We start from the raw sequence: 23,665 nt of genomic DNA, 5'->3' as shown, positions 1-23,665 counted from the left end.
TCATGAAAGACAACCTTTCATTTTACATTTGAATGCTAAGATTTAATAGGTTGTAAATAAAAGATTCGAGGGGAGAATGACTTATCCAAATGATTATTTCTTCAAGAGTAAGGAAATGGTTCGCTACTGGACTGGCAATGTTAATGGTTGCCGGCAGTGTGTTACCAGCTGTCCAGACTGCCGAGGCAGCACCGGATAATAGCAATATTGTTATCTCGCAGGTCTATGGTGGTGGTGGAAACGGCGGAGCGGAACTTAAAAATGATTTTATTGAATTATACAATCCTACAAATCATCCAGTAGATTTGACTGGATGGAAAGTTCGCTATACCTCAGCTGCCGGAACCTTTAGTAGCGGAACAGACTTAAATGGAACCATCCCGGCAAATGGATACTTCCTTATTGAGGAGGCCGCTGGAACGGGAGGAACTACCGACTTGCCTACTCCTGATGTTAGCAAGGGAATCCTTGCTATGAGTGGTACAAACGGCAAAGTCGACCTCGTTGATAAATCAGGTACAACAATTGATTTAGTTGGCTACGGAACAGCTACAAATGTCGAGGGAAGTGCGACCGCTGCTCTCTCCAATACGACAGCCGCTATCCGTAAAGCTGCGGCTGGTGCACCGGCTGATAGCCGCGGTCTAGATACGGATAACAACTCTACGGATTTTGTTGTCCAAGCACCAAGTCCACGGAACAGCACCTACGGTACGTTACCTGAATTACCGGAAACTGCTAGTTCCGCAGTAGCTTTACCAGCCCCTAATGCCTGGCCGGCTGGTACAGAAATATCTTTGAATTCTCCAACGGTTGGAGCATCCGTCTATGCAGCTGTTTATGGATCAGGTGGTTCAACTAATTTCCAACCTTACACAGGGCCTATTACCTTAACTGAGGACACTACGATTAAAGCGTATGCTTCAGAACCAAATATGCCAGACAGCCCTATATCGACTTTTGATTACACTATTCTGGCCAAAACAGATGTTGCAACAGCACGCCTTGCTAGTAAAGGTCAGAATATTTTAACAGAAGGTATCGTAACTCACATTAATGCAGCAAAAATGTATATTCAGGATGAATCCGGCGGGATCGTACTTTATGGTTTCCCAGAGTTCGCAAACGTTGGAGATCGTGTTGAAGTAAGCGGCACAATGGATATCTACAGCAACCTGCAAGAAATCAAATTCCAAAGTGGACTTCAATACAATGTAGCTGCACAAAATGTTGGGGTGCCTGCACCAAAATTGATTACAGCAACCGACTTGTCTGCCGCGAACGGCGAAAGCCACGAAGCTCAGCTGGTAACTATGAATAATGTGACCATAGACAATGTAAATGGCAGCACGGTGACTGCTAGCCAAGGTGGACAACAATTCACAATTTTTTCAACCCTGCCTAAACTAGTTAAGGGTAAAACCTTTGACAATATCACTGGGGTTATCGAGCAATATAGTACGACTTATCAATTCATTCCACTTAATGAAAATGCTTTGGTGGAAGAAACTTTTTCCGTTATGGCCAGCCCTGGCGCAGGTCGCATCATCAAAGGAAGTTCTGTGACCCTATCCAGCCCTACTCTTGGAGCACAGATTTACTACACGACCAACGGAACTGAACCAACAACAGCAAGTAAGCTTTATTCAGATCCGATTACAGTTAATCAAGATCTTACCATCCATGCAATTGTCGTAGCTGATGGCAAGACAAGTAAGGTGTATACCTTTGCATATAAAGCATCTGAACTCCCTCGTATACATGATATTCAAGGAGAATCTCATACTTCTGAGTATGCAGGTCAGAACGTTTCCGATGTAGAAGGCATCGTTACCCAATATGGGTACACCTTCGCCACTGGCGCTTATAGAGGTTTCTTTATGCAAGACCCTCAGCCAGACGATAATGTAAACACTTCGGAAGGTATTTTTGTATACAGCACTAATTCATCCCTTAAGCCTCAAATTGGAGATTTAGTCCAAGTTAGTGGAGCTGTTTCCGAATACAACGAAGGTAACGCAAGTAATTTAACCTCTACTCAAATTACTATGACTTCAATAAAAGTAGACTCCTCTTCAAGTTATACTGTGCCGGAGCCTGTCGTACTTGGTAAAGGCGGGAGAGCCATTCCGTCTTCCATAATTGACAATGACAGCATGGCTGATTTTGAGCCTAATGAAGATGCAATTGATTTCTACGAATCGTTAGAAGGTATGCTCGTCAAGCTCCCTACCCCTACGATTATCAGTCCTTACTGGACAAGTGGTAGCGGAAATTCCATGCTGTATAACATCCCTACAAGAGTAGAAAATGAAACACCTGATGTCATCACACCAGCTGGTGGATTAGTTCTCAAAGAATACAACCAATACAATCCTCAGCGCCTCATCATTGCTTACGGAAATCCGGGTCAAGAAGTCATCACCGGAGATAAGTTCGCGGGAGATGTAACTGGCGTCATCGGATACAACAACGGTAACTTCAAAGTGATTCCGGAAAACGGTAAGCTTCCAGCCATCACTCCAAGTACCTTTAAGCAAGAAACAACTACTCTTGAAGTCAATGATAGTAAGTTGTTGATCGCATCGTACAACATTGAAAACTTCTACCCGGGTGTCGGAGCAACAAAAATCCAGAAACTAGCCGACTCCATCACAAACAATATGAAAAAACCTGACATTATCGGCGTTGTCGAAATGCAGGACAGCAATGGTGAAGCCAATAATGGTATCACTGAAGCAAGTGCAGCCGAATTGATTAAGGCTATTGAAACCGCTGGCGGTCCTGTATATAAATACACAGATATCGCTCCGGAGAACAATATGGATGGCGGTGCCCCAGGCGGAAACATTCGCGTAGGATTCCTGTACAATCCAGCAAGAGTACAGCTTGCGGACAGTGTGAGCGGACAAAAAGGTACAGCTACACAATCCGTTGGATATAACGCAGCGGCAGATCAATTGACCTACAATCCAGGACGAATTGATCCAACAAACTCTGCCTTTGCAAGTTCACGTAAACCCCTTGCTGCACAGTTCGTATTCGGTGGCGAAACAGTAATTGTGATCGCTAACCATTTCAATTCAAAAGGCGGCGATACCGGTCCTTTCGGAAACGTTCAGCCCCCTGTATTGTCCAGTGAAACACAACGCCATAAAATCGCGGCGGTCGTAAACGGATTTGTCAAAGAGGTTCTGACTGCAAATCCTAAAGCCAACATCGTAGCTCTTGGCGATTTGAATGATTTCCAATTTACTAAAACTGCAACCCTCTTAAAAGGTACAGAACTAGATAATTTGATCGATACATTGCCTTTAAATGAGCAGTATACGTACACCTATGACGGAAACTCTCAAGTGCTAGATCATATTCTTGTCAGTAAAAATCTAACGGCTTCTTCTAAAGTAGATGTCGTTCATCTAAATGCCGACTTCTCACCATCGAACGGTCGGGTATCCGATCATGATGCGGTTTTGGCACAGATTGATTTTAATACTGCTGAAGACTTCCCACTAACCATTCTGCACACCAATGATACACATGCAGGATTAGATACTGTCAGCTCACCAAACAACATCTTGCGCCGTGTAACAGCAATCAAAGATGCCAAGGCGACTACAGAGAATCCTATTCTTGTAGACGCAGGTGATGTGTTCTCCGGAACGCTTTACTTCAATAAGTATCTGGGTCAAGCAGATCTGGCCTTTATGAATCTGGTTAAATATGATGCTATGACTTTCGGTAATCATGAGTTTGATAAAGATTCAGATGTACTGTCCAAATTCATCGGCAACGCAAAGTTCCCATTTGTCTCCTCCAATGTGAACTTCTCAGCGGATGATATTCTTAGTAAAATGTTCACCAATGAAATCGGCCGGTCAGGTAATGCTGGAACCATCTACCCTGCGCTGATCAAAGAAGTAGACGGCCAACAGGTCGGTATCATGGGTCTGACGACAGAAGATACGGCGAACATTGCTTCACCAGGTAAAGTGACCTTTGAGAATGCCTTCGCTAAAGCGGAAGCAACGGTCGCTATGCTTGAAAAAGAGAAAGTTAACAAGATCATTGTTCTCTCTCACCTTGGCTATGAAGAAGATCTCAAGCTAGCCAAAGCCGTTAACGGCATTGATATTATCGTTGGGGGTCACAGCCACACGCAACTGAATCAAGCCGTTGTTGATAACACCGATCCAAAAGCACCGAAGCTAATTGTACAAACTGGTGAAAAAGGTCTTTTCCTTGGCCAACTTGAAGTTAAATTTAACAAAGATGGCGTACTGACCGATTGGAAAGACCAATTAATCTCCATCGATGCTAAAAACGGTACTAACTACGTTATCGCAGAGGATCCTGAAGCTAAAAAGATCCTGGATACCGAGTATAAGCCGGGTATTCAAGAACTAACCAATGAGGTAGTAGGAAATTCAGAGGTTGTTCTAAACGGAGTTCGTGATAATGTGCGCACAAAGGAAACTAATCTTGGTAACCTGATTGCCGATGGCATGCTTTATGCAGCTCAAAAAGCGGGCACTAATGCCGTAATCGCCTTGCAAAACGGCGGCGGTATTCGCGAATCCATCAACGAAGGACCGATCACACAAGGCGAAGTACTCGGCGTACTTCCATTCAACAACGATCTGGTTACGATCACTTTGACTGGACAAGAAATTAAGGATGCTATGGAGAACGGGGTTTCCAAAACGCCGGCAGCAGACGGACGTTTCCCACACGTTGCAGGGTTGAAATTCTATTACGACTCTACGAAACCTGTGAACGAACGTGTATTGCGTATTGAAGTGAAAAACGGGGAGAAATACGTTCCTCTAGATCTAAAAGCATCTTATGAAGTAGCTACTAATGCTTTCACAGCTAAGGGTGGAGATTTCTATACTTCACTTGAAAAGGCTTATAAAGAAGGCCGCGTGAATCTGCTGTACCTACCGGACTTTGATGTATTTACGAAGTATCTGCAGAAGGTTGGAACGGTCACTGCGAACACTTCCGCCGTTGAAGGCCGGATTGTTGATCTGAAAGGTGCACCACTGCCGGAGACAAATCCAACTCCGACACCAGACCCAACACCAGTACCAACACCAGATCCAACTTCAGTACCAACTTCAGTACCAACATCAGTACCAACATCGGCTCCAACAGTACCAACAGCTACACCATCACCAACTGTTGCTCCAACTGTGGCTCCAATTGCTTCAGCACAAGTAACAACAATTGATGCTGCTGATCTAACCAAACAACTTGCTGAACTGCCAACGGGTAGCCAAGAGCTGGTTATTCCGGTTAAAGCCACTACAGGCGGCGCTCAAGTAGTGCTTCCAGGCAGTGTGCTTGTAAAACAAGCAGCAGCACAACCTAACACAGTTCTTACCTTTACTACGGATGGTGCTTCTTATTCCTTGCCACTCCGTGTTGTAAACAGCGCAGCACTTGCCGCTCAATTAAGCACCAGCGACTTTACAATTACGGTATCCATTCAAGTAGCGAATTCGGGAACACTAAGCAGCACAAACCAAGCTATAGCCTCACAGCTAGGTAATGCTACTTTAGCTGCTCCAGTAATCGAATTCAGCGTTTCAGCGCAAGCCGGAACTAAGAGTGTGCCGCTGAACAATTTCGGCAGCACTTACGTGAAGCGCACGATCAATGTACCTGCCGTCTTAAATTCAAATAACGCAACGGCAGTAGTCTTCGATCCTGCTTCAGGTAAGATCTCCTTCGTGCCTGCTATCTTTGTTCCTAAAACAGATGGAACAACGGACGTTACGATTAAACGGAACAGCAACAGCTACTACACCGTTGTTAAGTCTTCCAAAACGTTCGCAGATATTAACGGACACTGGGCTAAATCATCCATTGATCTATTAGCTACCAAACTAATTGTCAGCGGAACAAGCAACGATACGTTCTCTCCTTCACAGTCGATCACACGTGCTGAGTTCGCCGCATTAATTACGCGTTCTCTGGGACTTGCGACAGCTAATGGTGAGACCACATTTAAAGATGTAAACTCAAGTGCTTGGTATGCTGATGCTATACGCACCGCAGCAGAAGCCGGATTGATTTCCGGTTATACCGATGGCAGCTTTAAGCCGGGTAGCCCAATCACTCGTCAGGAAATGGCCTCGGTATTAGCGAAAGCCATCAAGTACACAGGTAAAACCTTAAATGCCGATCCTGCGGCACTGGCTAAATTCAGTGACGCAGCAAGCATTCCTGCTTGGTCTCAAGCAGCAGTAGCAGAAATCGCTGCTGAGGGAATTATCCAAGGAGCAACAGACGGTTCCTTTGCTCCACAGAAGCTAGCAACTCGTGCCGAAGCGGTTACGATGCTGGAGAAGACATTGAAATCTCTCCAATTTATCAACTAGCAAAAGCTGATCTCCAGCTCTGAAGACAAAAAGGCGGTTTCCCGAGTGCGTAATGCACCCGAGGAACCGCCTTTTTTTATAAACCCAATCTGATCTGTAGGAAGTGTTATGATTCCATCCCAGCTTCACTCTCTTCGTAATGGCTCGTATCCCCATGCAGCAGGATTTCCGGCACACCATCCGTAAAATCAACCCTGCATAAGCAGGTCGGATAAATGTAAGGCAGATCCCAGAGCTTAGGCAGCGCTCTGCCCTCAAAATAGGCCATTAACAGCTTAATCACTACTGTATGTGTGACAATAAGAATGGTCTCACCTTGATGGTCAACGAGAATTTCCTGAAGCTTACCCAGCGCCCGTGCCTGCACCTCTGCGAAGGTCTCACTACCCTCCACTTTAAACTGCTCAGGGTCTTGCCAGAAATTGCGATGCTGCTCCGAATACTCGCTCTCCAGCTCAGTAGAATCACGGCCTTCCCACACACCCATGCCAATCTCTTTGAACGCCTCAGAGGTCTTAAGCGGAGTACTCCGCTCTCCACGAATAATCTCAGCTGTGCGCAGCGCCCTTGGGCTGGGGCTTGCATAGATGACATCCAGCTGTTCAGTGCGCATTCCCCGGCTCAGCCATTCTGCCTGTTGCACACCAAGAGCCGTCAGTTCAGAATCCATATGTCCCTGCATCCGATGCTGCACGTTCCATTCCGTCTGACCATGCCGGGTTAAAAATATCGTTGTTGTACTCATGCCAGCTTCTCCTTCCGTTTCCCCTATCCAATGAGGTTTTACTTCCTGTTCTGTTCCATCCAGTTCACTGCATAATCTACGATTTCCCGTTGCGGAATCAATTGAGCGGTTGCGGAAGCAACCTGTCCATATGTAATAAGTCCCGTCTCTTGTCCAAACTGATCTGCCAGCTGAACGAAATCGTCAGAATCCCAATCCAGCTCCTTAAATTCCACCCACTGCCTAACTCCATCCACCATAATGGGCGCCCCGCCAAGGGTTTCCTTCTTGCCAGCATAAGATGCGCGGCATTCGGCAAGATGCAGGGAAGTATTATTAAGATTGCCAACACCCAGCAACAGTACATGTCCGCCCAAATCGTAAATCCGAGCCAGCGGAGAATCTTCCCCCAAACCCATTTCAAGCGAATGACCATACATAATTTCGTCTCTATGCTTGCCCCAAGCGGCAAACGAATGAATCGGATGGTCACTGCGTTTTACTCCTTTTTGTTTACGGAAGCAGTCCGGAATAACCCCCATTCCTCTAAGCTGGGTCAGGTCTGGATCATAAGCCGGCATCTGCTCGCGGATACTCTGCCACCACGCCTCCGGCACCGGTGGGTTGCTCCAGCCTGCGGGATCAGTTAGGTCACTTGAATGAGTAGGCATTACCAGCGTGCCAGATTCTCCGAGGACCTCCTCCAATGCCAAAATAACAGCGACCGGGCCCCCGGCTACCCATTGGCCTAACGATTTAAAAGAAGAATGCAATAAAATCGTCATGCCCGCCTTAACGCCCAGTCGACGAAAATCCGCTGCTAATGTCTGAACCGTAATCAAATTGCCTTGTATTTCTTCCACCCTTCATTCCTCCAATGAATCTTCTCAAATCCATTATATAGGAGGGCCGCTTCTAAATGCATCTTCAATAGCCTCAACACTCTTCGGATACTATTTTCGCTCTATAATCACCTGGGGAAATCCCCTCCAGCTCTTTAAAAACACGGGCAAATTGTTTACTGTTCTCGAAGCCTACCTCTTCTGAGACTGTTGCGAGCTTACTGCAGCCTTTTGCCAATAGCTCTTTAGCATGACGGATGCGGACCTTTTTTAAATAAATAACAAAATTCTCACCGGTATATGCCTTAAAGGCTTCGCTAAAATAAGAATAATTCAAGGATACATGATTGCTGACCATAGCCATATTCAGTGGACGGGCGTAGTTGGCTTCAATATAGCTCAGTGCCTCTTCCATATCCGCATGCTCGGTATGCGCGGACCTTACGCCTACAATGTATTCATTCACACTCAAGAGTAAGTTCTCCAGCGCACGATAATATTCGTGGAAATGACGATAGTTGTACATATTGCCTACCGTACGATACAGCTTCAATACCTCTACCGAGGCTTCGCCATGTACCCGAAACACTTCATCCAACACCAGTTCGTTTACATTCTGTCCCACGGACTCCAGATAAGCTAGGTCCAGTTCCTTCAAATGCTCAATTTGAAAAATCACAGATAGAAGATGCTTCATCTCCTTCTCGCGTTCTGTTCCCAGCATATTGAGCATCTTGCGAAGCTCTTCCTTAGGTAACGGAAAGTTAGACCGTCCCTGACCAACATCCCCATAATCCAACAAACTCACTTGCGGATATAAAAAAGTATATTGCAGTGCCCGGCATGCTTCCTTATAACAGGAACGGAGGTCCTCAAGACTTCCTCCTTCGCTGCTAATTCCAATCGATAATCCCTTTATTTCCTTAGCTTCAGCTTGTCTGAATAGCTCTATAAAATCCTGTTTTCTGCTCCCGATCAAGACTAATTTGCCATCCCAATCCGTTGTGATTTCCGAGAAAAACTTTTCAAGCGGTCCGATCAATCGTTCCGCCAGTCCTTGAACATCCCCCGACTTCATTCTTGTTCCGTCATTGTAATAGTAATTCAACACACCAACTGTAAAAGGTGCTTGCAGATCACTTAGCCACTCTTGCTGCTCACGCTCCAGCGGAACCTCCTGCTGCATTAGCAGTCCCCGTAAACGACTGGACCGCAGTTCCCTGCGGAAGTGTTCCGTTTCCTGTTCCAGCTGCCTTGCGCTGAGATCCTGTTCTTCCTGTTCCTTATCGATATTCTTCAAAATTTCGAACAACTCATCTCGGCGAATCGGCTTCAGCAAGTAATCCTTCACGCGATAACGAATCGCGCTTTTGGCATATTCGAAATCATCATAACCGCTTAAGATGAGCACTGCTGGGCTTTTCTCACCACTTGTTACCTTAGATATCTGCTCCAACAGTGTAATTCCATCCATCACTGGCATACGTATATCTGTAATAATAATATCTGCACCTTCGGTCTTAAATATCTCGAAACCCTCTGCGCCATTACTCGCCATTGTGATGGTATACACGGACGGAAATTCTCTTTCTATCATAGTCTTGAGACCGTAACGGATATTCTTTTCATCATCAATGATCAGTAGCTTCTTCATAGTTGTTTTTCTCCTGTCAAAAGAACTTTCGGCAAGGTCAGACGTACCATCGTCCAACTCCCTGCTTCACTCTGTACTACAAGCCCATATTCATCACCATAAAAGATTTGCAGTCGCTGATGTACATTTCTCAGTCCAATACCACCTGTTCGGCGGTCAACATCCCTCTGTTCTGAAGCACTCTCACGGCGCTCATCTTTCGCATAAATCGCCTCGTTCAAAGCAACCAAACGCTCTGGAGTTAAGCCGATGCCATTATCACGAAGCTCTATGCAAATATCACCTTCCGTTTCCGAAATATGAATATGAATGTTCGGGTCCTGTAAATTCTCTTTCTCGTCGCACCAAGCATGCTTAACACTGTTCTCTACAATAGGCTGCAGTGACATTTTCAGCACCTCCAGCTCCAAATATCGAGGTTCAATATGAAGCACTAACTTAACCGGATATTCAAAACGAATATTCATCACTTCAATGTAATTTTCAATGTGGCGGACTTCATCCCGCAGCTTCACATACTCTCCGGACCATTTAAAATTATAGCGCATCATCCCACCCAGCGAGGTCAGTGCGTCCGAGATCGTTCGCTGGTTCTCAATTTCAGCCAGCATTTTTATATTTTCCAGCGTATTATATAAAAAATGTGCGTCAATCTGGTTATGCAGCGTACGCAGCTCAGCCTCTTTAGACAACGCCTGCTTGCTCACTGCCTGAGCCACCAACGTATTGATGGTGTTCATCAGCTTGGAGAAATGATGGGCAAGCTCACCGACTTCCCCTCCACCACGGATCATTATTCCAGTGTACGCTTCACCTCTACGCACTTTTTTCATCGTTTCGGTCAATCTACGCAGATTTTTTAGAATAAAGGCATTTGTCACATAAGCGATCAGCGTTAGTAAAGTAATAAAACCAACATTGGCTCCAATGATTAAGTTGCGCGTGCGGGAGATATCCTTCATCACTCCCTCCATTGACACTACATTTAACAAATAAGCATCAATTCGTTCTAGCGGAGTGTTAATTAACAAAAACGATTTACCATTCTCCGAGTAATTACTGTCCCATTCGCCAGTTTCCCGGAACTGCTTATACCGTTCTGCAATCATATCAGCCATCTCTAGATTATCCTGCAAAAAAGAATTGTCCGGCCTTGTGAAAAGCTGCAGCTCACTATCCACAAGGAACATCTGGGTCTGATTATCCCGTACATCTGTATACGTCTTGGGTGTAAACCGACTAAGCAGCATATCCACCTGCACCATGCCGATATGATTGTCTGCTGGCCGACTCTTCTCACGCAGCAAAGAAACCTTTGGCAGACTCTCCGTCGGTGCTCCCGAGTATCTCTGCATCAAATCCGGATCATTTTTCTGAAAAGACCAGTATTCCTGCCCCTTCAATTGAAGCGCTTTCTGAAACCATGGGGTGGAAGAAACCCGCTCTTCGCGAAAGATAATCGGCCAAATTTCATGCACCTTATTACTTCTCGAATACAGCCTTAAATGCTCAATATTCGGATTATTAAATTGAATACGAGTCATATTCACATAAGCATTTGTATTAAAATCAACCAAATCTACTAGCTGCGGTTCGGTTTCATTCGCTAAGAATTTTTCTACTTCGGCATCAGAATAAGCCATTTGCGCCGCCCGTTCCATCGCTTCGATCTGATTATGAATATGCAGCTTCTCCATTTGCGACAAATAATCATTTTTCTCGACGGCATCGCGGAGATAGGTATTATTAATGGCTTTATAGGAGTAGACAGAAACCAGCATACACGGGCCTAAAACAATAAAAACATAAGCTGCAATTAAACGGCTCTGAAGTGATCTTCGCCCCCACCAATAACTAAAAGAATGCCATAATGCTCTGGTTCGATCTCGCCTATTCACTTTATACACTTCTGTCCTGTCCACCTCGCTAAAATAGTGAATATTCAAATACTTAATATCTATTCCTTATTATAATTCGAAAATAACCCAAAAGCCCGCAGTTAGCGGGCATTTTGGGTCATACTTTTTATTTTATGGACAGCTTCACTTTATTCTCTTCATATTTCTTTTGTTGGTAGGCATCAAATACATCTTCGCCTTCCTTCTTTCTCTTCTCTAAATACTCATTCCAAATCTTATCGAATTCCGCATCGGAGGAAGCCATGAGCAATTTCGGCATAGTTTTACCGCGCAGCTGTTTCAGCTTCGAAGCGATGATACCTTCAGGAGAGTTTCCTGTTGGTTCGATTTGTTGGAACTCCGAGGAGCCTATGGATTTACCTCTAGTCCAATCTTCCAATTGCTTAAATGGTTCTACCGATTTAGGAGCCCATTGGTCTGTGATATTCGTATTTTGCAGCATCCAGAATGTAAAGGAAGATCCGATTTGCTTATCAAACGTCGAACGGTCTTTATTCATCAAATCAAACACTTCTGGTTTAAATTGATCTTTTCCATCAATCGTATCGTAGCTGACACCTTTTTCGCCTAAGAACAAGTCTTTGTTGCCTTCTTCACTGTTCAAGTAGCTGAGGAAGCGAATAGCACGTGCTTTATCCTTAACATCTTTGGAGATCAGTGTTACCGTCCAACCGGAGATACCAGGGCCATCAAGGGTTGGTTTATCCAAGTTCGTATTGGAAGGTCCGTCAACAGCGATATACGTTTTAGTTGGATCCTGTTGGTAAATTGTTCCTAGTTGTGCTGCAAAGTCTGTACGTTGATACAGCATTGCGAAATAACGGCCTTGGGCAATTTTTTCTTCCATTTGTGGGCGTTTGTCGATAAAGATATCTTTAGCCAGCAGACCGTCTTGATTCGCTTGACGAAGTGCCTTCATCCAGCGGATATATTCAGGATCGGTTTCACGAGCATATACCTTGCCATCTTTTTCTCTTGGGATTGCCAAGAAGTTCTGCAGGTAACCTTCCAAAGAATCGTTACCGTTCTCGGTAAATTCATGCAAACCAAGTGGAATAAGCGGCTGTCCATTTACGTCAGGGAATTTCTCTTTCGCTAATTTAAGCGCATTCAAGAAACCTTCTGGTGTGCGCATATCTGGACTTCCAATAGCTTCATACATATCCTTGCGGACAGCGAATACTTGGTTGGATACGTAATTTTCTCCATATTTCTCATAGTCGGCAGGAGAGGAAGAAGAGTTAGGATAGCCATACACATTGCCGTCTTCTTGTGTATACCAGCCCAGCTTATCAGCATCGGATACTTTAAAGAAGTACGGATCATATTCATCAGCAAGTTTGTTCAATGGAAGAACAAGTTCACCTTCGACCATTTTCTTAATCGCATCTTCCCAGAAGCCCAAAGTGATGAAATCAGGCAATTTACCGGATGCAATCAGCGTGTTAAGCTTCTCATTCTCGTTACCAGCCGGAACGATGAAATTAATATCAACTCCGGTCTTCTTAGTTACATATTGGGAGGTTGGGTCCACGCCCCATTTATTAGGGAACCATGAGAAGTTCAGGTACCAGTCAAATGTAATGGGTGAAGTATCAATCTTCCATCCCGGTTCATCTGCTGATAATGCAGCAGCAGTCGGTTCAGCACTTGCCTCCGTATTAGTAGCTTTAGCGCTGTTAGCATTACCTTCGGCATTCTTGCCAGCATTATTCCCGCTGGAGCAGCCTGCGGCTGACAATGACATCATTATTGCGAGAAGCAGAACTCCCATTGCTTTTGGCTTACGTTTCATGCCCATGCTTGTTTACCCCTTTTCTATGAATGTTAATTATAAGCTCAACCCCAGTGCCTACAGCTGTAGGCAACCGGAGGAGTTATCACTGCTAGACATCAGCCCTTAATGGAGCCGATCATCATCCCTTTAACGAAATAACGCTGCAGGAACGGATACACGAATACTATCGGCAGTGTGGTCACTACCATCGTCGCCAGCTTAATGGACTGTGACGTTACGCTTCTCGTAACGCTGCTGCCTTGTACAGCGACCATCATTTGACTAGAGCTCGATTGTGCGACGACCCGGAACAAATACGTCTGAATCGGCTGCAGATCAGTATTATTGATATAGATCATACCCGTGAAGTAATCATTCCACTGATACACGCCATGGAACAGCGCAATGGTAGCAATTACAGGCATGGATACTGGAAGTACGATTCTTAGAAAGATGGACCAATCATTAGCACCGTCAATCCGTGCCGCTTCTTCCAGCCCATCGGGAATCTCCCGGAAGAAGGTCATGAAGATAATAAGATCAAAGAAGCTAAACATAACCGGAATAATATAGACTAGGAAATTCTCCAATAGGTGAAGGTCCTTCATCAGCAGGAAAGTAGGAATGAGTCCCCCGCCAAAAAAGAGAGTCACTGTACCCATCAGCATGTAGAACTTACCGCCAATGAGGTTTTTTCTGGAGAATGCATAAGCTACCATCGCTGTGAAAAATACATGCAGTACAGTACCCAAAAGTGTTTTGGCGACAGTAACCCACATCGCCTGCATGATGCCGGGGCTGGCAAACACGGCCTCGAAATTCTCAAAGCTGAACATCCGCGGCCACCAGTAGATTCCTCCCCGCATGGCGTCATTACCGTTATTGAAGGCGTTAACCAATACGTACCAGATCGGGTAAAGCGTTATGAAGCAGATACATAACATGATGAGGTTATTGATGATATCGAACAGGGCCTCGCCCTTGGTTTTACGCTTAAGTGCAAACATATATGGTCCTCCTTATCCTAGAACAACGATGTATCGTTGATTTTTTTAGATACTTGGTTGGCAATCAGCAGCAATATTAGAGCGATAACCGATTTTAACAATCCAACTGCAGTTGAGTAAGAGAAGCGGCCTGAGAGAATCCCTGTATAGTACACATAGTAATCAATTACATTACTTGCACTATCATTCAGTGAGTTGCGCAGGACCAGAATCTGATCAAAGTTGGAGTTCAGCACTCCGCTGACCGCGAGAATGAAGAGAATGCTGATTGTCGATTTAATCGCCGGCAAGGTAACATACCACATCTTCTGAAATCTGCCCGCGCCGTCGATTGTCGCCGCCTCGTACATTTCAGGAGATACACCGGAAATTGCTGCTAAATAGATAATCGCTGACCATCCAAGTTCTTTCCAGATATCAGAGGAGATAATAATTGTCCAGAAGTAACCAGGCTCAGCCAAGTATGTAATTGGCTGATCAATCAGATGAAGCGCTAGCAAAATGTTATTGATAATTCCTACATCAGCAAGCCATGTAGCCAAAATCCCTCCGAGTACCACCCATGAGAGAAAGTGGGGCAAATACGAAATCGTCTGTATGGTCTTCTTGAATTTCATTGAACGAACTTCATTCAGAAATAGAGCAAATATTATTGGCAATGGAAATCCGATAATTAGCTTAAACAAGCTGATGCCGAGCGTATTTTTAATTACATTCGAGAGATTGTCATCATCCATGAACTCTTTGAAATGTGTAAGTCCCACCCATGGGGCTTCTGCAATCGTTTTAACGATGTTGTAATCTTTAAAAGCAATGATAATTCCATACATGGGAATGTAGTTAAAGATTATCATCCACGCAATGCCGAGTAGAGCCATTGTCTGCAAATGACGCTGGGCAATGAACCTCTTCCAAAGCGGGCTCCGATTTACTTTACCGGTTTCGAAATTGCCAGGAATTAACGGCTTCATCGCTGAGCTTACTTCCATGCTTTTTTTGTTCTCCATCCTTTGGACCTCCAGGCTCTATATCTGTATTTAATCTAAAGCGCTTACAATGGTTATGTATCCATTGTATTTGCTTTTGCCTGTCTCCGTAAGGCTTTGAATTTCGGATTATAGGTACCATTTTTCGGATTGAGTGAAAATTTAAGGGCGAGCCGCAGCTCGCCCCTCTATTTTTATGCTAATACTGCTTGAATTTGCACGATTTCTCCACGCCGCAGAGCCTCTGCCTCTGCACCGCGCACGAACGCTCCAGATATTTTAGTCACAGTTCCATTGCGGTATACAAGCATCAAAGATTGAATGCTAACCTTCTTCTCGCCAAAGGTATTTTCACGTTTTGGATTAGAATAGATTACCTCCGTATTCCCTAGGAAAGTGAAAGACAGTTTGCCCTCTTCATCAAACAGCCATCCTGGCAATACCGGATCGAGAGACAGCGTAAGCGCTCCATCCTCCATTCTGAAAACATGGCTTCCAGCCATCATTGTTCTCCACATGCTTAAGAATTCCGCGGTCGATCCACTAAGTCTCGCTACGAACCCCCTACCATGGTTATTTGGATCAGGATTGCCTCCAGTTGCGATAAATGATGAATTCTCCAGTGTACTGCGTCCATAAACAGCAGGATCAAGGAATGGCACCAGCGACGTCTTCAGCTCGCCGTAGAATTCCTCATACAGCCCGCCCTTCAGCAGCTCAAGCAAATACTTATAGGACATGTGCAGGAAGTTAGACTCCCGTTCTAGCCAGCCTGGTGTGAAGGCTCTCATCCGTCCGATTTCATGCGATTCACCATCTAGACTAACAGAGGTCTGATACATAGATGTTGCCTGATCATACAGCTCTGTTTGCTTAATCAGATTATAGATTTCTTTTGCCTGCACCGGATTCTTCATCGTCTTCAACCAGCGGGTAGGTCCTTCAAGGAAATAAGGCAAGGCATAAGCCTTAAACTCCTCTACCACAGCCTTTGACAATCCGTATCCGCTAATGACTGGCTGACCCTCAGCATCTGTTACCTGATGGAATTTCTCCGCTTCAAAACGGAAATAGGTTGGGGTAAGTCCATTGCCCATTTCTACCGCCTTGTTGATCCCCTCATCAATTTTAACCTGGAACTTGGAAAGGGCTTCGCGGATGTGTTCCAAGGTTACTTCAGTTTCAGCACCAGTAATGCCAAACCGGATACTTGCTCTATAAGCTTCACGGGCTGAAGCTACTGTATCCCAATAGTTGAATTGTTCCACTTCTCCTGCTAGGACAGCAGTTACCGCGTGATATACCGCTTCAAGCAGCTCCGCGATTTCTTCTGGCAGCTTTACAGCTCCCTGTACATTCTCAGCACCGTTCAGCACATCCAGCAAAAAGACTACAGTACGCTTCAGCTCAAATGTCTCACTCATTCCGGAGCCAAACAATCCCGGCAGACCGTTCATAGCATCGTTCCAGCCCGGCTTGTTGCCTTCCATCTCCACACCCATGCCGTAAGGGTCAAGCGTAGCAAATTTATTCAAAGCAAGAGACAACATCTTCACGAACAGATTGGTGTGGTAAATAGCACCTTGCCCACCTTTGGTACGCAGCCAATGGGTATCTCCAGCTTTCCATTTCAGCTTATGCAGCTTCTCCTCATCCTCAAGGAGGGCGCCATATTGCCGGGCTTTTCCGTCACTAATTACATACTTCTCACTACGGGGCAGCACATATGCTGGGCTGTCATAGAACGCATAAGTACTATCCCCAAATAAAAGCTCCTGCTTCTTGTCAGGGAAAATGTCCAAATAACCTACTACGAGATCCAAATTATATGTCCAGTGATCAGACCAGAAGCCTTCGCCAAAAGCAGCCTCAATGTTTTGCTGTGAAAGAGCCAGCAGACCCGACAGAAACTCCTGCTCACTAACCTTCAGCGTAACGTTTTGATCCGCAATGTAATTGATCAGGCTGCCTGGGGTGAACCGGCTGTTGCATAGCTTAACAAGCTCAGCTTGATGATCCGCAGCCGCTTCTCCGATCCATTCCGCAGCCTTCGCTTTGCTGTCTGGCTTCACTTCAAAGGTTGTTCCTTGAACACTTAGTGGATTGTAGCCATCTGCTTGAATCAAGCTATAGAACATTTTGATGTTGAAGCTGCCCACCTTCGGATTAAAAAACACATCATTCCGGCGGTTCTGATTCATGTCGCGGAAGTTACCATTCCCCTGTGAATAGTATTCTGGGGCAAGTGAGAAGAAGTTATAGTCGCGCTCCAAATCGCCATGCTTGCGGGAATATAAATGAACTACAAAGCCATCTCCGCCATTGTCAAAAATAAAAGGATAGCCTCCGCGCAGGAAGTTATCGAGATAGGACTGACGGCAATAAGCATCAAACACAGCCGATGAAGTGTGCGTGGCAATGTCTTCTGTTAATTGCTCTGTCAGACCTGCGGCTTCCTTGGATTTGGACAGGATATATTCATCCCGGCATAACTGCTCCGCCTTTTTATTGATTTTGTCGATGTCATTTACATGCCCAACCAAAGTATTCAGGGTCAAGCTGCTGCCGGGTGCCAAACGTCTAGCCACACCACTGAAGCCGCAAGGAACCTTATTGACTGGATATTGTGGAAGCTCACTCAGCTCCGAAAGCGTTAATCCCGCAAAGCGGTCTGGGTAAGTAAGAGAGGTATTGCCGCCGAAAATAAGTTCGAAATCAACGATTGGCGCGACTTTTTCTCCATCTCCAGTAAACGACAGATAGAAATGTCCATTTGTGATTTCGCTAACCTGTGCACTATCATTGGTGCTGGAACGCAGCTTATAGAACGGAATACCGTTCTCCAGATTGTATACGTCCATCCAGCTGCGCAGCAGGTTACCAATCTCCTTGTAGCCGCTGTTTTCTACTCCGTAAGGCAAAATCTCAGGCAGACCATCCATCAGCTCCAGCTCAATCTCTTTGCCACCGATATTCTCAATCTCCACCCGACGTACCAACGCGGCATAATCATCATTAGGCAGATTGAAATAGTGTACAGTCGTCTTCAGCCCATGCCCGGCATGGCTTTCTTCAAGGGTCAGTCCGTTAGGCAAAATGGTCATGATCCGCTTGGCGGCAGAATCTGGACGTGCCGATTGAAATGGCTCATAAATCTCTTGCTCGCCTTTTATTTTAATAAAGGTTCGGAATCCGGTGGTTCCTACGTCTTTATAAGAGATATTTGCTGGAGAGAATTCCATGATTGGCGAGTTCTTGTCGCGTACCCCAAAGCTGCAAATCGCTTGCCCCCGGTTTACATAAAAAGTCCACATTGGAATTCCCTTAAGACCTGCAAGACCTGGCAGGAAACTAGAGAAAGGCTTTCCTGTATCAAACTGCTCCATTACAAAGTTACCTGATTGGAAATAATAATTACTCACGTTAATGTCCTCCTAAACTGTTACTTATTTATGAAATCAGATGCGTTACGATAGAATGAGGGGATAGCTCGCAGTTGGCAATCTCATCGCCAATTCCCAGGGTTACTGTGCGAACTTCTTCGCTCTCATTCATCAATATGACAGCAATGCTGCCGTCCGGATTACGGAATGCTGTGGATAGGATTCCTTCCGCTTCAGAAGTAAAGCCAATCCGTACCGCACCTGGCGCGATAAATTTACTGAAATGCCCGATATAATAATAAGAGCTGTTATAGTGCAATTCGTCTGTTGTTGTATCTGCAATAATTGGGGCATCACAGAGATTCCCTACATGATTGGGCCCGCCGGTCTCATCCAGTACCAGGTTCCAGTCCAGGTACCCTTCTGTCCATGCATTGAGATCCCCAATCATATTTCTGCCGTAACGTTCACCTGTAAACCATTCGCCAAGCTTGACGCCGCCCTCTTGACAGCCCTCAGTGAACAATAGATGTTTGTCAGGAAATAGATCATGTACCTTCTCTACCTTGTCGAACTCCTCACCACCATACCAGTGGATGCCTGTACCCCACACATATTGTGCAGCTTCAGGATCAGACAACACGACCGAAGCACGTTCGACCATAATATCGCGGTTATGATCCCAGATGACAATGTTCACATCGGAATGGCCTGCCTGCTGCATCACTGGACCGAGATGATTTTTAACAAAATCGCGTTCCTCTTCCGCACTATAAATGCAAGAATCCCAGACTTGAACAGCAGCCGGCTCATTTTGCACGGAAACCGCCCAAATAGGTACGCCTTCCTTCCCATAAGCTTCGATAAATTTGGTATAATAGCGTGCCCAAACTTCAGCGTATTCTGGCTTGAGTGATCCTCCATTATTCATTTCACCATTTGTTTTCATCCATGCCGGAGGGCTCCAAGGAGACGCCAACATCGTGAACGGTCCGCCTTTTACCTGCATTGCATCCTTAATCAGCGGAAGCACCCACTTATGATCATGAGAGATATCAAAGGTAGCCAGCTCCGTATCATGATCAGCGACATAAGTATAATTTCCAAGAGCAAAGTCACAGCTATGGATATGAACACGACCCATGTTATAGCCTAATCCCTCTACCGGATGAAAATAGCGGTGAATAACCTCTGCCCGTTTCTCAGGACTGAGCCGTGACAACGTATAGGCCGCAGCTTCTGTGAAAGCGCCGCCAAATCCGATCATCTTTTGGAACTCCTGCTCTGGCCTAAGCTCTACATCGGCAGATCCAGAATCTACTCTTGTGCTAAAAACAATTGCCTCTTTCGGAGTTAAGCGTTCCCCTGTATCTTTTGCAGTTACTACAGTTTGAACTTTTGCCATTTCATCCATCTCCTCTAATTGTTTTGTTACTAACAACAAGCACTGCCTTTACTGGATCACCATCCGATGTTAGGGTTCGGAGCGATGGGCCACTGAAACGTTTGAGAAAATTCAAGGAAGCCCTCGGTAAATTTTGATTTCATCTCAATTCGAAACCTATAATCGAAACCGGTTTCGATTATAACGAAAAAAAATGATCTAACGAGAGCAGGTAAAAAGCGGCATAACAATATGCCCATTATAGCCCTATTCCTCTGAATACGCTGTAGCAAATACCGCATAGAAAAAATTCAAGCTATGATGTCCTCTACTTTATCAGGACTCTTTTCTCTACGTCAAGATTTATCCTGTGGATAGCAGCCCGCTCTCTGTAGTTATGGAATTTGATACAGCCCTAATTCCCGCTAGCCGGAGGTGCACAGGATTCCCGTTCGATCACTTCTACCGGAACTAAAACCGCTTCCTTATCCAACTGTTTCCCTTCAATCGATGCTAAAAGAATGTCCGCTGCCCGGCTTCCTAAAAGTGCCGTATCCTGACGAATGGTTGTCAATGCAGGTGTAACATACTCAGCTAGATCAATATCATCGTATCCCACAACTGAAAGGTCCAGCGGGACGGAAAGTCCACTATCTTTTGCCGCCATAATAGCCCCTAAAGCTAACATGTCACCCGAAGCAAAAACAGCGGTTGGCCGATCAGGCAGCTTAAGAAGCTCCAGCATCGCGTTATAACCACTTTCACGAGAATAAAAAGCTCCATTCACAACATAGGACGCCGGCACTTCAAGCCCCTGCTGCTTCATAGCGTTCTTATACCCTAACTCCCGAGTTTTACCGGGAAAAGTGTTCATCCCCCCGGAAATATGAGCAATCTTGCGATGACCCAAAGAAATTAAATACTCTATCGCAAGCTGAGCTCCAGCCGTATTATCCGAACATACCGTATGCGACTGGTTAGTCTCAAAATCCAGAATCACAGTAGGAATATCACTCTCTAGCAGCTCACGGAAATAGGGGTCCTCGTAATCAGACAAGAAAACGACAACACCATCTACACCACGGATTCGGCAATTCTCCAAATACCCGCTTTGTTTACCCCCAACATCCTTGGAAATAAACATGAGGGCATACCCCTTATCCACAGCAACCTTCTTAAAGCTCTCAATCACAGCGCTAAAAAAGGGATGGCGAATACCAAATCCCGTATTCTCTACAAATAATACACCGATGGTCCATGATTTCTTAGTAGTCAGTGTACGGGCATGGGAATTCGGCAAATATCCCATTTCTTGGGCAACCCGGAAAATTTCCTGGCGAGTCTTCTCCCGTACATCGGAATAATTATTAAACGCCTTGGATACCGTTGTAGGAGAGTAACCGGTTCTTTTGGCAATATCGTATATAGTTGTCAATCCGGTTCACTCCTTGCCCAGACTAATGAAATACCTTCTGTTCACTGCAATTTTAACGTCTTTCGGTACCGCCGTCCAGCAAAAAGTAACTTTGTACGGAAGGAAGCAGCGTAACAGCTTGGATCAAAAGCCCTAGACTCATATAGACCAGATGTATGATTACCACACTGTCGAGCATATACGTCTGTACCATAATCCAAATAATTAGACCAAAGCCGATATATAGGGACAATGCCCAGAAGCTATATAATTTCTTAAAGGGATTCAAAGTATTCACCCAATGCCATTCTGGTCTCTTGATCAACCCATATAACACGAGCATGGGCAGGATACCAAATACGATGAATAGCAAAATACCCGGAATTAAAAAATCTGAAAATGGCGATCTTTCCAGCATAGATGTGGGTATGTGTATCAGATCACCACTAGGATCTATGACCATTGACCCGCCTCCTGCTAACGCTCCAACCCCCAAAAATATATGAAAAATATAAAGCAATGTTACCGTAAACGGCCTTCTTTTGGTTGGCTTCATTTCAGTACCCCTTCCCATGTTTAAAAAGTAGAGCATTCCTTACAGCTCTTTTCGATTTTACATGTTTTTCCTGAATGTCACCAAGACAGATATCACACAAAAAGCCGTATTTAAGCTTTTTTTGAGTGCGATGTGAACGATTGTATTTTACGCTATACTAAGATTAGAACGAAATGTTAACCCTGCCGACTGAATCTAATAAATAAAATACATTGGATCCTAAAAAACAAGGAGACAGGACGGGCGCTAAGTTGCGCTGAACCTAACATATCTATGAACGATACCCATCTTTTATCCACCAAACAATGTACCTATTGCCAGCAACAGAAGCCGCTCTCTGAATTTCGTAAACGTACCGGCAAACGTTCCAAAGGCCAGTCTCGCCGTGGCGCTTGTCGGGAGTGCCGCAAACAACGACAAAACATAGATCTCACTCTTGCAGCAGGTCCCATTCCAGTACAACCTGATACCATTCAATCCCCTTCTTTGGCTGTCAAGGAACGCTCCAAACAAGGAAAGCCTTCTTCCACGGTTGCTTCTTCACCGCAATCCAACCCAAATCAGCGCATACGGGGCTTGGAACAACGAAGGAAACATTCTCATTCTCAAGGCGCGAAACTGAGTCCCGAAGATCCAACGCAATTGATTCCCTCTGCCAAAGGGAAAATTCTAATGCGTGGCCACAGTGATAAAGGACGGCGCTGGCATCAGGAAATTGACTACGAGCTTGCAGTTACTCTAGTCAGAGAACATGCCGCTATCGTAGTGAATCGCCGAACCATCCGCCGGATTTACAGCAATAAGGATTTCCGTGCTTATATATTGACCAGAGACAACTATACTTGCTACTTCTGTGGCTCCTATGGAGACACTATAGATCACTTGCTCCCCCGTGCTAAAGGCGGCCATACTACTCCGGATAATTGCGTTTGCGCTTGTACGTTATGTAATCAGACCAAAGCCGATCAGTCCGTTGAGGATTTTATGAGCAGATAAAAAAGAAAAGCGCCCCAATCTCTGTTGATTAGGGGCGCTTTTTTATAAAAATCAAAGGTAAAGTTTATTGTTGTTAGTTAGCAACAATATTCTTAACTCGTCCTACCTGTCCACTGGTTAAACGCACCTTGATGCCATGCGGATGTCGAGGTGAGTTCGTGAGAATATCCTTTACCGTTCCATGTGTTAGCTTACCCGTCGGCTGATCCTGCTTAAGCACGATATCCACTTCAAGCCCAGGACGAATATCGGCTCTTACCTGTCCGTTCATGATGTAATCCCCTTTCAATGGGTTATAATGTTGTCAACTATACTACATAAGGAGGAGACGTAATGGCCTTCGGCATCAACAGAGAAGAATTAACCCGCTGGAAAAAGGCTGTCTCCGCAGGAGAGATCGCTTTCTTAACCCATTACTGGCTAGACCCGCGTTTTCCCGGCATGACTACTGTCACCAAGGTCGGCTGTAGTGACCTAACCAGACTAACATATTGGTGTGAGGAAAATGGACTGCCGGCTAAATATATTCATAATCGTTCGCCATTCCCCCACTTTGACCTTTTGGGACCCAAACAAGCAGAAATCCTTCGGAAGGAAGGATTATGGGAACAGTTGGAACGTTTCAAAATGCTCTAAA

General features: G+C 45.1%; 15 protein-coding genes. 3 read left to right on the top strand and 12 right to left on the bottom strand.

Annotation, left to right across the window (positions count from 1 at the left end; translation table 11 throughout):
- The first annotated feature begins 89 nt into the window (after positions 1 to 89).
- Entirely contained in the window at positions 90 to 6,386 is a 6,297-nt protein-coding gene (locus tag MHB37_RS02345; protein WP_405168899.1) for a 5'-nucleotidase C-terminal domain-containing protein, read from the top strand.
- 106 nt (positions 6,387 to 6,492) lie between these two features.
- Here the strand turns inward: MHB37_RS02345 and MHB37_RS02340 are convergent, their stop codons facing one another.
- From MHB37_RS02340 to MHB37_RS02290, 11 genes are all read right to left on the bottom strand, one after another.
- Positions 6,493 to 7,131, bottom strand: coding sequence for a histidine phosphatase family protein (locus MHB37_RS02340; protein ID WP_036682592.1), 639 nt, complete (start codon positions 7,129 to 7,131; stop codon positions 6,493 to 6,495).
- A gap of 38 nt (positions 7,132 to 7,169) precedes the next feature.
- Complete coding sequence (locus MHB37_RS02335) at positions 7,170 to 7,973, bottom strand: aminoglycoside N(3)-acetyltransferase (RefSeq protein ID WP_036682594.1); 804 nt, start codon at positions 7,971 to 7,973, stop codon at positions 7,170 to 7,172.
- Between the two features lie 73 nt (positions 7,974 to 8,046).
- Complete coding sequence (locus MHB37_RS02330) at positions 8,047 to 9,606, bottom strand: response regulator (RefSeq protein WP_405168898.1); 1,560 nt, start codon at positions 9,604 to 9,606, stop codon at positions 8,047 to 8,049.
- Positions 9,603 to 11,513, bottom strand: coding sequence for a histidine kinase (locus tag MHB37_RS02325; RefSeq protein WP_340011852.1), 1,911 nt, complete (start codon positions 11,511 to 11,513; stop codon positions 9,603 to 9,605). The genes MHB37_RS02330 and MHB37_RS02325 overlap by 4 nt, the downstream gene beginning before the upstream one ends.
- Positions 11,514 to 11,631: 118 nt before the next feature.
- Positions 11,632 to 13,326 (bottom strand): extracellular solute-binding protein, encoded by a 1,695-nt coding sequence (locus MHB37_RS02320; protein ID WP_036682600.1) that lies wholly within the window; start codon positions 13,324 to 13,326, stop codon positions 11,632 to 11,634.
- A gap of 92 nt (positions 13,327 to 13,418) precedes the next feature.
- Positions 13,419 to 14,309, bottom strand: coding sequence for a carbohydrate ABC transporter permease (locus MHB37_RS02315; protein ID WP_036682603.1), 891 nt, complete (start codon positions 14,307 to 14,309; stop codon positions 13,419 to 13,421).
- A 17-nt stretch (positions 14,310 to 14,326) separates the two neighbouring features.
- The gene (locus MHB37_RS02310) at positions 14,327 to 15,316 is read right to left on the bottom strand and encodes a sugar ABC transporter permease (protein ID WP_036682605.1); all 990 of its coding nucleotides are present in this window, start codon (positions 15,314 to 15,316) and stop codon (positions 14,327 to 14,329) included.
- Between the two features lie 173 nt (positions 15,317 to 15,489).
- Positions 15,490 to 18,717: a cellobiose phosphorylase gene (locus MHB37_RS02305; protein WP_405168897.1), complete on the bottom strand. Its 3,228-nt coding sequence runs from the start codon at positions 18,715 to 18,717 to the stop codon at positions 15,490 to 15,492.
- A 28-nt stretch (positions 18,718 to 18,745) separates the two neighbouring features.
- On the bottom strand, positions 18,746 to 20,083 hold the full coding sequence (locus MHB37_RS02300) for a glycoside hydrolase family 30 protein (protein ID WP_405168896.1): 1,338 nt from the start codon (positions 20,081 to 20,083) through the stop codon (positions 18,746 to 18,748).
- Positions 20,084 to 20,477: 394 nt separating this feature from the next.
- Positions 20,478 to 21,497: a LacI family DNA-binding transcriptional regulator gene (locus tag MHB37_RS02295; protein ID WP_405168895.1), complete on the bottom strand. Its 1,020-nt coding sequence runs from the start codon at positions 21,495 to 21,497 to the stop codon at positions 20,478 to 20,480.
- Between the two features lie 52 nt (positions 21,498 to 21,549).
- Positions 21,550 to 21,939: a hypothetical protein gene (locus tag MHB37_RS02290; protein ID WP_249267764.1), complete on the bottom strand. Its 390-nt coding sequence runs from the start codon at positions 21,937 to 21,939 to the stop codon at positions 21,550 to 21,552.
- Positions 21,940 to 22,305: 366 nt separating this feature from the next.
- Here MHB37_RS02290 and MHB37_RS02285 point away from each other — a divergent pair, with 366 nt between their 5' ends.
- Complete coding sequence (locus tag MHB37_RS02285) at positions 22,306 to 23,028, top strand: HNH endonuclease (protein WP_076185211.1); 723 nt, start codon at positions 22,306 to 22,308, stop codon at positions 23,026 to 23,028.
- A 73-nt stretch (positions 23,029 to 23,101) separates the two neighbouring features.
- Here MHB37_RS02285 and MHB37_RS02280 read toward each other — a convergent pair whose 3' ends face one another.
- On the bottom strand, positions 23,102 to 23,299 hold the full coding sequence (locus tag MHB37_RS02280) for a YwbE family protein (RefSeq protein ID WP_036682616.1): 198 nt from the start codon (positions 23,297 to 23,299) through the stop codon (positions 23,102 to 23,104).
- Between the two features lie 62 nt (positions 23,300 to 23,361).
- Here MHB37_RS02280 and MHB37_RS02275 point away from each other — a divergent pair, with 62 nt between their 5' ends.
- Positions 23,362 to 23,664 (top strand): hypothetical protein, encoded by a 303-nt coding sequence (locus tag MHB37_RS02275; RefSeq protein WP_076124555.1) that lies wholly within the window; start codon positions 23,362 to 23,364, stop codon positions 23,662 to 23,664.
- The last annotated feature ends 1 nt before the right edge of the window (position 23,665 follow it).

Source organism: Paenibacillus sp. FSL H3-0286, from assembly GCF_045040705.1.
Taxonomy (GTDB): Bacteria; Bacillota; Bacilli; order Paenibacillales; family Paenibacillaceae; genus Paenibacillus_AQ; species Paenibacillus_AQ odorifer.
The sequence above is the reverse complement of the archived record's forward strand: the minus strand, read 5'-3'. Positions and strand labels throughout refer to the sequence as shown.

Excerpts from the sequence above, each read along its gene's own strand:
- MHB37_RS02345 (WP_405168899.1), top strand. The coding sequence starts at position 90 with ATGATTATTTCTTCAAGAGTAAGGAAATGGTTCGCTACTGGACTGGCA.
- MHB37_RS02340 (WP_036682592.1), bottom strand. The coding sequence starts at position 7,131 with ATGAGTACAACAACGATATTTTTAACCCGGCATGGTCAGACGGAATGG.
- MHB37_RS02330 (WP_405168898.1), bottom strand. The coding sequence starts at position 9,606 with ATGAAGAAGCTACTGATCATTGATGATGAAAAGAATATCCGTTACGGT.
- MHB37_RS02320 (WP_036682600.1), bottom strand. The coding sequence starts at position 13,326 with ATGGGCATGAAACGTAAGCCAAAAGCAATGGGAGTTCTGCTTCTCGCA.
- MHB37_RS02315 (WP_036682603.1), bottom strand. The coding sequence starts at position 14,309 with ATGTTTGCACTTAAGCGTAAAACCAAGGGCGAGGCCCTGTTCGATATC.
- MHB37_RS02310 (WP_036682605.1), bottom strand. The coding sequence starts at position 15,316 with ATGGAGAACAAAAAAAGCATGGAAGTAAGCTCAGCGATGAAGCCGTTA.
- MHB37_RS02300 (WP_405168896.1), bottom strand. The coding sequence starts at position 20,083 with ATGGCAAAAGTTCAAACTGTAGTAACTGCAAAAGATACAGGGGAACGC.
- MHB37_RS02290 (WP_249267764.1), bottom strand. The coding sequence starts at position 21,939 with ATGGTCATAGATCCTAGTGGTGATCTGATACACATACCCACATCTATG.
- MHB37_RS02285 (WP_076185211.1), top strand. The coding sequence starts at position 22,306 with ATGAACGATACCCATCTTTTATCCACCAAACAATGTACCTATTGCCAG.
- MHB37_RS02280 (WP_036682616.1), bottom strand. The coding sequence starts at position 23,299 with ATGAACGGACAGGTAAGAGCCGATATTCGTCCTGGGCTTGAAGTGGAT.
- MHB37_RS02275 (WP_076124555.1), top strand. The coding sequence starts at position 23,362 with ATGGCCTTCGGCATCAACAGAGAAGAATTAACCCGCTGGAAAAAGGCT.